The organism is Bradyrhizobium sp. PRIMUS42 (genome assembly GCF_023006515.1).
In the GTDB taxonomy this organism is placed as follows: domain Bacteria; phylum Pseudomonadota; class Alphaproteobacteria; order Rhizobiales; family Xanthobacteraceae; genus Bradyrhizobium.
Window position 1 is genome coordinate 1 of record NZ_JALBGZ010000135.1, and the last position, 11,373, is coordinate 11,373.

At 63.1% G+C, this 11,373-nt stretch carries 9 protein-coding genes; 6 read left to right on the forward strand and 3 right to left on the reverse strand.

The genetic code is table 11. From position 1 onward, the window contains the following. Together MOV75_RS13325 and MOV75_RS13330 are read left to right on the forward strand one after the other, a co-directional pair. Positions 1–616: AMP-binding protein (locus tag MOV75_RS13325; RefSeq protein WP_247005911.1), on the forward strand; the 616-nt coding region annotated here is incomplete at its 5' end. Between the two features lie 76 nt (positions 617–692). After that, a complete protein-coding gene (locus tag MOV75_RS13330) occupies positions 693–1,916 on the forward strand; it encodes an ABC transporter substrate-binding protein (protein WP_246925539.1) in 1,224 nt (407 codons plus the stop codon). 68 nt (positions 1,917–1,984) lie between these two features. On the opposite strand, the gene MOV75_RS13335 is transcribed toward MOV75_RS13330, so the two are convergent. Beyond that, positions 1,985–3,496, reverse strand: a complete 1,512-nt coding sequence (locus MOV75_RS13335) for a glycosyltransferase family 2 protein (protein ID WP_246925542.1) — start codon at positions 3,494–3,496, stop codon at positions 1,985–1,987. 52 nt (positions 3,497–3,548) lie between these two features. After that, positions 3,549–4,319, reverse strand: coding sequence for a helix-turn-helix transcriptional regulator (locus MOV75_RS13340; RefSeq protein WP_246925545.1), 771 nt, complete (start codon positions 4,317–4,319; stop codon positions 3,549–3,551). Between the two features lie 186 nt (positions 4,320–4,505). Here MOV75_RS13340 and MOV75_RS13345 point away from each other — a divergent pair, with 186 nt between their 5' ends. From MOV75_RS13345 to MOV75_RS13355, 3 genes are all read left to right on the forward strand, one after another. Further along, positions 4,506–6,767: a marine proteobacterial sortase target protein gene (locus MOV75_RS13345; RefSeq protein ID WP_246925547.1), complete on the forward strand. Its 2,262-nt coding sequence runs from the start codon at positions 4,506–4,508 to the stop codon at positions 6,765–6,767. A gap of 172 nt (positions 6,768–6,939) precedes the next feature. Continuing rightward, entirely contained in the window at positions 6,940–7,509 is a 570-nt protein-coding gene (locus MOV75_RS13350; RefSeq protein WP_246925555.1) for a class GN sortase, read from the forward strand. Between the two features lie 162 nt (positions 7,510–7,671). Then, entirely contained in the window at positions 7,672–8,664 is a 993-nt protein-coding gene (locus MOV75_RS13355) for a glycosyltransferase family 2 protein (protein WP_246925549.1), read from the forward strand. An 11-nt stretch (positions 8,665–8,675) separates the two neighbouring features. Here the strand turns inward: MOV75_RS13355 and MOV75_RS13360 are convergent, their stop codons facing one another. Then, the gene (locus tag MOV75_RS13360) at positions 8,676–10,322 is read right to left on the reverse strand and encodes a glycosyltransferase family 2 protein (protein ID WP_246925551.1); all 1,647 of its coding nucleotides are present in this window, start codon (positions 10,320–10,322) and stop codon (positions 8,676–8,678) included. A gap of 210 nt (positions 10,323–10,532) precedes the next feature. Between MOV75_RS13360 and MOV75_RS13365 the strand changes: the two genes are divergently transcribed. Further along, a partial coding sequence (locus tag MOV75_RS13365) for a CoA-binding protein (RefSeq protein ID WP_247005913.1) occupies positions 10,533–11,373 on the forward strand: 841 nt, incomplete at its 3' end.

The following is an 11,373-nucleotide window of genomic DNA, read 5'->3' on the forward strand; positions in this document are numbered from 1 at the left end:
GGCCGTGCTCGTGCTCGACCGCGAAGATGCGGCGCGGAAAGCCGGCTCCGCCGGCAAGCCGGTGCTGCACACCGAGGTGCGCATCGTCCGCCCAGACGGCAGCGATGCCGATGTCGGCGAACTTGGCGAGCTCTGGGTCAAGGGCCCCAACATCACGCCGGGCTATTGGAACAGGCCGGAGGCGAACAAGACCTCCTTTACCAACGGCTGGCTGCACACGGGCGATGCGACGCGCGTCGACGAGGACGGCTTCTACTACATCGTCGATCGCTGGAAGGACATGTACATCTCCGGCGGCGAGAACGTCTATCCGGCCGAGGTCGAAAACGTCCTGCACCAACTCGATGCCATCGCCGAAGCTGCCGTGATCGGCATTTCCGATCCGCAATGGGGCGAGGTGGGCCTTGCGATCGTCGCGGTCAAGCACGGCCACAAGCTGACGGACGCCGATGTCTTTGCACATTGCGCCGCCAATCTGGCGCGCTTCAAATGCCCGCGCCAGATCCGCTTCATCGACGCGCTCCCGCGAAACGCGACCGGCAAGATCCACAAGCCGACCTTGCGCAAGGAGTTCTCGGTGACCTCCGAGGTCGACAAGAAAGCCGCCAACGCCTGATCAAAGCGCCCCTCTAGTGGCGCTTTTCCTTTTTTGAGTGCCTGCCCCATCCCACGAGAAACCCCAAGGAATTTCCATGAAGAACAAGAAATTCGCCCTGCTCGCCGCGGCAACGGCCCTGACATTGCTCTCGGTTCAAGGCGCTTCCGCGCAGAAAAAATACGACACCGGCGCCAGCGACACCGAGATCAGGATCGGCAATGTCGAGGCCTATTCCGGTCCCGCTTCAGCCTACGGCATCATCGGCAAGACCGAGGAAGCCTATTTCAAGATGATCAACGACCAGGGCGGCATCAACGGCCGCAAGATCAACTGGATTTCCTATGACGACGGCTACTCGCCGCCCAAGACCGTGGAGCAGGTGCGCAAGCTGATCGAGAGCGACGAGGTGTTCCTGGTCTTCAACGCGCTGGGCACGCCGACCCAGACCGCCGTGCAGAAATATCACAATTCCAAGAAGGTGCCGCAGCTCTTCCTCGCCACCGGCGCCAGCAAATGGAATGACCCGAAAAGTTTCCCCTGGACCATGGGCTTCCAGCCGAGCTACCGCGTCGAGGCGCGGATCTTCGCCAAGTACATCTTGCAGGCCAAGCCCGACGCCAAGGTCGCGATCTTCTATGCCAATGACGATTTCGGCAAGGACTACGTCGCCGGCATCAAGGAGATCTTCGGCGACAAGGCGTCCTCGCTGATCGTGGCGGAGGAGAGCTACGAGACCACCGAGCCGTCGATCGATTCCCACATCGTCAAGCTGAAGGGCACCGGCGCCAACGTCTTCGTCAACATCTCGACACCGAAATTCGCAGCCCAAGCGATCAAGAAAATCGCCGAGCTCGAATGGAAGCCGATGCATGTCATGACCGACGTGTCGATCTCGATCGGCGCGGTGATGAAGCCCGCCGGGCTCGATGCTTCGGAGGGCGTGCTATCGGCGACCTATTTGAAGGACGCGTCCGATCCGCAATGGAAGGACGACGAAGGCATGAAGAAGTTTCTCGCCTTCATCGACAAATACATGCCGGGCGCCAATGTCTCCGACACCAACCTCGTCTACGGCTATGCCGCCGCGCAGACCCTGGTTCAAACCTTGAAGCAGTGTGGCGACGACCTGACGCGGGACAACGTGATGAAGCAGGCCGCCAGCCTGAAGGACTTTACGCCCGATACGCTGATCCCCGGCATCAAGATCAACACCGGCGCCAACGACTTCGCGCCGATCGAGCAGCTCAAGATGATCCGTTTCAAGGCCGGCCAGTGGGAATTGTTCGGCGACATCATCAGCGCCGAAACCGGAGGCTAGCGCCACCCCGCAATATGCGATTGGCGGCGTTCATCGCCGCCAATCGTTTTGCGCGAGCCAACACACCCTCAGGGGGTCGCGACGGCCGATTGTGAATGTCTCGCATGGGGCGCTCCGCATACTTGTTCCAACGCGATGGAAGTGACCGATAGGCCCAGATATCGCGCATCGTCGCGGCCCCTGAACGCGGGGCATATCCATGCAAGCGTCGCCATGCCCGATGGTGGCAGATCGATATCCAGCGTGTAGCTGTCACGGCCGATCGTGATCGCTGCCGGATCGACGCGTCTGCCGTCGAGATAGAAATAGGTCCCGATGCGCTCGAGCGGCGCACGGAGCGCGGGACTTCGGATGTAGACCCTGTTGCGGCCGGGGTGCCCTTTGATGCGAACCGCCGCCTGCGGCTCGCTCCAGCGGAAGGTGTGCCCGGCCGACGCCTCCACCGCGTGGAAACCGGCTTGGGCAAGAACATGCTCGTCGGGGAGGCCGGCGACGGACCTGTGGTCACATCCAGCGCGATGAATGCAATCAAGTCTCTGGAGCCGGATCAGCGAGGCGATGTATCGCCTCATCCATCGCGCGATTGCGTCACTCGATCCAGCGACCGTCAAAACGGTCAGTACGCCACGCGCCCAGGCCGCCTCCAGCCGAGCGGAGCTGCGCGCGGCTAGATCGCCGAGAATCGCAGGCGCCAACCATCGGCAGAAGAAACGTAACTTCTCACCGGGCCGCGTCCAGCCCCGCCCCGAAAGGCTGTAGCGCGCCAGCGCGTTCAATGCATGGCGGGCGAGCGAAGGATCGTGATCGCTCCGCTTGCTCCATTCGAGGGGAACTTCGAGCAGCTCGCTGCCGGGATCGCGGCGTTCCTCGCCGAGATAGCGGATCTCGCCCTGCACGAAATCGAGCGTGAACGTCTTCAGCTCGCCGATCTCGCCGACGTAATAGTGATGGAAGCGCGCCTCTTCCAGATAACCAATGGCATATCCTTTTGCGTGATATGTCGCAGCCAGCACCCATTCGGCGAAATGGCCGAGTTCCTCTCGCAGGCCTCCGCATTCCCAATAGACGTCACGCCGCGTCACGAAGCACTGGTCGAGCACTTTACGCCAGGGATGCTGCTTCATCCCGAATTCGATGTCGGCCTGGTACATCGCAGCCTCTGCCAGGGACAATCGATTGTGGCAGATCGGGACCGAATGGCAGGAAAAGCCGGCCCAGTCGGGATGAGCCTCGATGGCACGGATGCACAGCTCGATCACGCCGGGCTCGGGCCAGCAATGTGACTCCGTGAAGAACAGATGGCTACCGCGGGCTTTGGTTGCGCCGAACGCGCACAGCCCGATATCGTGTTCGGAGTCTGTGAACTCGAGACGAGCCTCGTCACCGGCCAGCGCCTTCAACTCCTCGCGCGCCCTAAAATCGGGCGGCACGACCAGGATGATTTCGTAGAGGGATTTGTCCGCGGTCTGTGATGTCCAGCCCAGCCAGGACTGCTCCCATTGCCCGCGGTGATATTCGAGCGGGATGATGATGGAGAACAGCGGAGATCCGCCGCGGTGTCGCCCGGGCCCGTCCTGCATGGTCTATCCTTATAGGCACATGCCAAGGCGGTGCAGGACTATTTCTTGCGGACTATAGCGTCAAAAACAGCGCGAACGACTCTTCTACCGTGCGTCGCAGATGGTTTCGATACAAGGCATGGTTGGCATCGTCGGGCCCAACCCGTCCCAAGGAGGGCTTCTGGACATTTTTCAGCGGCACGTAGGCGATCGGCGCCGCGATCGGCGTCAGCTGCGAGCCAGGGCCTGCGCGGAGCGTCGAGATGATGCCGTACATCTCGCCGGCGACCGTCGGCCGCGACACCGTGATCACGCGATGCTGGCCATGCTTGATGATGACGAGGTAGATGAAGCCGGACTGATGGGGAACGGCGACCTCGCCGGTATGCTCATAGGCGGCATCGGTCCGATCGCCCTCGCGGAAGACCAGCGAGGAAATTTGCGGCTCCCAGACGATCTCGGTGCGATAGGCGAAAATCGCATCCTTGTGGCCGAACGACGGCCGCAGCGTGATGTAGACGTCCTCAAGCCAGCTCACCGCGCGGTGCGCATAGGAGCCGAGGCTGTCGGGCGCGACATCGTTTGCTGCCGGCGGCGTCACCACGACGACGCTTTTGCGCAAGGAGACGCCCAACGCCTGCTCCAGCCGGACCGTCGTCGCCAACGTGAACGGCCTGCGGCCGCCGAGCACCTTCTCCAGCGTCGACAGGCTGAGCTTGGCCTGCTCGGCCAGCGCCTGCCGGGAGATCCGGCGTCGGGCGAGCTCCTCGCGAATGGTCTCGGCAATCTCGCGGCTCTGCTCGTCCGAAAGCTGCTTATCGTTGGATTTATCCTGCATCTGCATCGCTAGCCCTGCTCCAGCACCGCCATCCTAGCAGGGCGGACAAACCAGTACAAAACCGCACATGACCGCCTACAGGCGGCGTGCCCGGGCCGGCCGCGGCGGAACATTACCGATCATTCTGCTCGCGAAATCGGCCCCTCCCGGCAAATGCTCAGAGCCAGCAAACGCCCTTTCAGGAGCAGGCCAATGGACACCTACGACACGGCTGACAACGACGAGCACCCCATGTTGAACCGGCTGATCAAGCTCGGATTGCTTCTTCTCGCGCAGGGCATCGCGGTGATGCTGATGGCCTTCGTGGCCCTGCTGGTCAGCTTCGGGACGAGTTGGTCGGCAACGACCGAGCAGGCCAGCCTGCTCCAGCCCGGCGATGCACGGTCCGGTACGCTGCTTCTGAAGGATGACGGCGCCACCACGGAAGCGATCCGCCTCGGCACCGACGTCGACATCACGGTATCAGGGCCGACGCTGCGCGCGCGGGTCACCCAGATCTTCCGCAACCCGACCAAGGACTGGGTCGAGGCAACCTATGTCTATCCGCTCGCGAGCGGCGGCGCCGTCGATACGCTGAAGATGGTGGTCGGGGACCGCGTCATCGTCGGAGACATCAAGGAGCGGCAGCAGGCCCGCGTGATCTACGAAGAGGCACGCCGCGCCGGTCAGAAGGCCGCGCTCACCGAGCAGGAACGGCCGAACATCTTCACCAACTCGGTTGCCAATATCGGTCCCGGCGAAACCGTGCTGGTGCAGATCGAATATCAGGAGCCGGTGCATCAGTCCGGCAATGAATATTCGCTCCGCCTGCCACTGGTGGTCGGACCGCGCTACAATCCGGCGCCCATCGTCCAGAGCGTCGACTTCCGCAACGACGGCTCGGGCTGGGGCGCGACGACGTCGGACCCGGTACCGGACCGCGACCGTATCTCACCGCCTGTGCTGGATCCCGCCAAGAATGCACCGGTCAATCCGACCACCATCACGGTGCGCCTGAAGGCCGGCTTCGCACTTGGCGAGGTCAGGAGTCCCCACCATAACGTCAAGATCGAGAGCCCGGACAACACGGCACGCATCATCACGCTCGCCGGTGGCGCTGTTCCCGCCGACCGCGACTTCGAGCTCAGCTGGAAGCCCGCCGACGAGAAGGCGCCGACGGTCGGCCTGTTCCGCGAACATGTCGGCGATGCCGATTACCTGCTCGCCTTCATCACCCCGCCCAGCGTCGAGCAGTCGACACAAAGGCCACTACCGCGTGAGGTCGTGTTCGTGATCGACAATTCGGGGTCGATGGGCGGCACGTCGATTGTCCAGGCCAAGGCGAGCCTCACTTACGCTCTTTCCCGGCTTCAGCCGACCGACCGTTTCAACGTCATCCGCTTTGACGATACCATGGACGTGCTGTTTCCGGCTTCCGTGCCGGCAGACGCTGCGCATGTCGGCGAGGCGACCTCGTTCGTGAGCGCGTTGCAGGCGCGCGGCGGCACCGAGATGGTGCCGGCGATGCGCGCCGCCCTGGCCGACAAGCTCGGCGACACCGGCATGGTTCGCCAGGTCGTCTTCCTGACCGACGGTGCCATCGGCAACGAACAGCAATTGTTCGAAACGATCACGGCAATGCGCGGCCGCTCGCGCGTCTTCATGGTCGGCATCGGGTCGGCGCCCAACACCTATCTGATGACACGCGCCGCCGAGCTCGGCCGTGGGGCCTTCACCCATATCGGGTCCGTCGAGCAGGTGGAGGAGCGCATGCGCGGCTTGTTCGCCAAGCTCGAAAATCCAGCCGTGACCGGCCTCATCGCGAAATTCTCCGAAGCCAAGGCCGACATCACCCCGGCGATCATCCCCGACGTCTATCGCGACGAGCCGCTGGTACTTGCGGCAAAGCTCGACAAGCTCGCGGGCTCGCTCGAGATCAGGGGGCGCGTCGGCGAGCGTCCATGGTCGGTGACGCTGCCGCTGCAAAATGCAGCGGAAGGCAACGGCCTGTCGAAACTCTGGGCCAAGCGCAAGATCGGTGACGCCGAGGTGGCGCGCGCCATGCGGGAACTCGCGCCCGAGGAGGCCGACAAGGCGATCCTGGCGCTGGCTCTCGACCATCAGATCGTCACGCGCCTGACCAGCCTCGTCGCCGTCGACAAGACGCCGAGCCGCCCCGAAGGCGCACCGCTCAAGCCGAGCGAATTGCCGATCAACCTGCCCGCCGGCTGGGACTTCGCGAAAGTGTTTGGCGAACGGCCGCAGATCCAGTCGCACTTGCGTGAACGCCATGCCGATGCGCGCACCTCACCAGCCGCGCGGCGTCCGGCACCCGCAGCGCCTGATGCGATCCGTCTGCCCAAGACGGCAACCTCAGCCGAGCTGAAAATGATCGCAGGTCTGATCCTGATCGCGCTCGCCTTGATCCTGTTCGTGTTCAACCGGCGTCGATCCTTGCTCACCGACGTCGCTTGAGAGAGGAGTCCCCCGAACTCCTCTGTTAGCGCGCGCGGCTGCCCGTCCCACACCAACGGCCGCGCGCGCCTTTTTCTTCCCGTCATTGCGAGCGCAGCGAAGCAATCCAGGCTGCCTCAACGGAAAGACTCTGGATTGCTTCGTTGCGCTCGCAATGACGCGTGTAGAGACAATGCCCCGCCTCTTATCCCCGCTGGTTCTGGCACTGATCGGCCTCATCCTGTTCGGCGACGGTGCCTATGTCCATGCCAAGGCCTGGCTCGCGCAGGTGCTGCTGGAGCGCGCCTTCGACAGAAGCCTGATAACGGGCGGGGTGATCAAGCCGTGGTCATGGGCCGACACCTGGCCGGTCGCGCGGATCGAGGTGAAGCGGATCGGCGCCAGCGCGATCGTGCTGGAAAGCGCGAGCGGGCAGGCGCTTGCCTTTGGCCCCGGTCACATCCACCAAACGGTTGATGCCGGCGAGCGCGGTGTCGCGGTATATGCCGGCCATCGCGACACACATTTCCGGTTCTTGCGGAATGTTGCCATTGGTGACGTGATCGATGTCACACGCCGTGACGGCAAACACTTTCGCTATCGCGCGGATTCATCCGCCGTGGTCCGCTTCGATGCATCGGGCATCGATCCCACGGCGCAGGATGTCGAACTCGTGCTCACGACCTGCTGGCCGTTCGACGCCGTCACGTCCGGCCCGGAGCGGTATGTCCTGCATGCCACCCTGATCGAAACAGGTGAATAGCGGTTCGCAATCGGCCCATCCCGGATTGATCGAGGCCTCTGAAACCGCGCCGGACAGGCCGCGCCATCGCGTTTGACGAGACCGTGAACTGGCGCTGCAGGCTGGAGACCTATAGAATGGCCCATTGATTTTTGTACGTTGTGATTTGTGAAAGAACGATGGATGGACGACGAGTTCAGGCAGCGCCTCGAACAACGATTGGAGCAGCTCGAAAATCGCCTCGCGCTGCTGGAAAGGAACCAGGATCTCATCGCCGCCGGGCAAAGGCGGTCCTCGCTGCGAAGCCTCTGGCGGCGCCCGCCGATGTGGACCTTCGAGCAATATCCGCCGCGCCTGCTCAATTTGAGGGCTTTGCCGCCGGCCCCCTCCATCCGCGAGAATGCACCGCGGATCGCGATCGTCACGCCGAGCTACAACCAGGCGCAGTATCTCGGCGCCACGATCGAGAGCATCGTCGGCCAGAACTATCCGAACCTGTATTATCACGTGCAGGATGGCGCCTCGATCGATGGCACCATAGATCTCCTGAAAAGCCGCGCCGCGGGCATCAGCTGGAAGAGCGAACCTGACAGCGGGCAGTCGAACGCCATCAATCTCGGCTTTGCCGGCATCGACAGCGAGATCATGGCCTATCTCAACAGCGACGACATGCTGTTGCCGGGGACGCTAGCCTTTGTCGCCAACTACTTCACGTCGCATCCGCATGTCGACATCGTGTATGGCCATCGCGTCTTCGTCGACCGCGAGGGGCTCGAGGTCGGCCGTGCCGTGCTGCCGCCCCATGACGGGCACGCACTGCAATATGCCGACTATATCCCGCAGGAGACGATGTTCTGGCGCAGGCGCGTGTGGGACAGGATCGGGCCGATCGACGAAAGCTTCCATTACGCGATGGATTGGGACTTCATCCTGCGAGCGCAGGCCGCGGAGTTCAAATTCGTCCGCCTGCCGCGATTTCTCGCCTGCTTCCGAATCCATGACGCCCAGAAGACGGCATCAACCTATGCGATCGGCGTCCGGGAGATGGGCATCTTGCGGCGCCGCGTTCTCGGCTTCGATCCGACACAGATGCAGATCCGCCGTGCCATCGCTCCCTATCTCGCAAGGCAGGTCATCTTTCACTACGCCCACAAGCTGAGCCTGCTGCGGTATTGAGCGTGCGGCGATTACCGGCCTCGTGACGCACGGACATCGTCATCGAGCCATATCCGCTCGAGGCCGATGCCGAGGGGACGCACATCGGAGCTCAGTCCCAGATCAGCGGGCGAGCGTGGATCGGATAGCGACAGGCTAATGGTCAACATCCCGTCGGCGGCAATCGCGGCGGGATCGAGCATCAACCTGCGCAAGCCCGCGAACGCCCCTCTCGAAAACGTCAATTCCTGCTGCGCGCCGTTACCGACGCGGCAAACCGCACGCAGTTGCGGATTTCCGTCAGCCACGAAGGCCCGGCACGCCAGCACGAGCTCGACCGGCCGTGACGGAATGGGGTGGACCTCGAAGCGGAGCACGCAATTCCTGGCAACCGACCAGGTGCCCCATTGCTCCGGCTCGCTCCATCCCTCGGCCAACGCGGCGACACCTGTCCCGCCACGTCTGAATTCGAGTTCCTCTGCACCGAGGACCGGCGCAGACACGGGAGCCTCCAGAGCGACTGGATCGAACGGCTGCTGATCCGGCACGAACTGCGCGATCACGCGCACTGCGTCCGCGATCGAATTCAGCCCGAGCGTCGAACCATCCAGCTCGTAAACCACGCGGTTCTGCCCGATGACGCGAACACCCTTGCCAGGTGGCGGCCGATCCGCAAGGCGGGCAGGAATGATGATGTCGGCGACATCGAAACCATGCGTGCGGGCGAGTTCGCCGATGGTTTGTACGGTTCGATCATACAGGGGCGGCCGATTGTTGATGTCGGTCGCAAGCGCCTGTGCCAGCGCCTTGAAGTCGAGCCGCACGTCGTCGTCATCCCTCAGCAGCAGTCGTTTCAGGACGAGCATGTCCTTGGCGATGAAGAGCTGGAGGGCGTTGAGATCAGGGAGCCGGGGATCGTCGTCAATCGGTCCGAAATCCCGCGCTCCACGCGACGTTTCGAGCAGATCGGTGGTCTCGAAGAACAGCGCGTGACCGGTGCTGTGCTGCGAGAATCCGGCCATGCTCAGCGGCCGCGACAGCCGGACGAAACTGTCGGTCAGCGCGGCATTGGCGATACCGGATGCCACGTCGGGCGATAGGCCGATGAAATAGCGGCCACCGACCGCACGCATCCGGTCGATGACGCTGCGGCGGACGAACGAATTGTAGATCATCGGCAGGTTCGCATAGTGCGCCTGGAAGCCGAAGATGCGCGCCAATTCATCCCGCGACGAGACGCGCTTTGCCGACGAGGTCAGGTCGATCTCGGCGAGCAGCCGATTGCGGAAAGCCGGATGGTAGTAGCCCGGCCAGTAGTAGCTGTAGGCGCGCCAGCTCAGGAGATCGATCTTACGGCCGGAGAGCAGATCCGACGCCGTGGCACATGCATAGGGCATCAACCCGTCGTCATCGCCGAGGAAGGCGATGTACTCGCCAGAGGCATGGCCGAGCGCTGCCTCCCAATTGTCGGTCATGGTCAGGACGGTTTCGCTGGCAAAATGCTTGAAGCGCTCGTCCTGGAGGTCTGCGACCATCTTCGCGATCTCGGGATTGCCGCCATTGTTCTGAACCACGAACTCGCAGTCCGCGTGCGCAGGCTGGCACGCCATGGTCGCGAGCGCATGGCGAAGCGTGTCGGGACGATCGAGAGTCGGCACCACGATGGACAGGAGCGGCATGATCACCGTTTGAGAGAATGAGCGTCACCGTTCCTAGCATCTTGCCGGATCGTTCGCACTTTCGCCAAAAGTCTCGTGATGCTAGCCTTATCGTCAGGCCCTGTCGTCAAGACCTGCCCATTCCGTCTCGCGGCATGGAATCCGCCACGATCAGCCCGCGAAGCCGGCGCGACAGCGCGTTGCAACAAGAACAAGAAGTGAGGGAAGCGCATGGAAGCTCAAGTGCCTGCCGCATCGGTTTCGCAACGTCTATGGTCTCCGGCTCCCGATGCCAGCGACATCGTCAAGGGCATCCACGCCATGCTGCACCCGCTCAACATCGTGCTGGTGGGCGCGACCGACAAGCCCGGCAATTATGCCGAACGCATCTGGAATAATCTGATCAAGTACGGTTACGAGGGCGGCCTGTATCCGGTCAACGCCAAGCGTGAAGCCATCTGGGGCGTCCCCTGCTACAAGGACTTTGCGAGCCTCCCGGAGAAGCCCGATCACGTTCTGGTGCTGGTGCCGGCGCGCTTTGCCGTCCAGGTGATCCGCGACGCCGCTGCGGCCGGTGCGCGCTCGGCCACCATCGTCACTTCGGGCTTCAGCGAGCTGCAGGATGAGGAAAGCCAGAGGCTCGCCGCCGAGTTACAGGCCGCCATACGCGAGACCGGGCTTGCCGTCACCGGCCCGAATTGCCTCGGCAACTTAAGCGCCGGCGAAAAGCTCTTCACCAACATCGACGACCGCATCGTCACCATGGAGCAAGGCGCTGTGGCAATCGCCGGACAGTCCGGCGCCATCGTCATGGCGATCCGCCAGGCGCTGGAAGATCGGGGTGTCGGTGTCGGCTACATGGTGACGACCGGAAACGAGGCCGGACTCGAGACGCCAGACCTGATGCGCTATTACGCCGAGGACCCGAGCATCAAGGTGATCGTGGTTTATCTCGAAGGCGTGCGCAACACCAAGGCGTTTCGCGATGCCTGCAAAGCGGCGCGCGCCGCGAGCAAACCCGTGATCGCGTTCAAGCTCGGCGCGTCCGAGGGCGGTCGCGCGGCGGCGATGG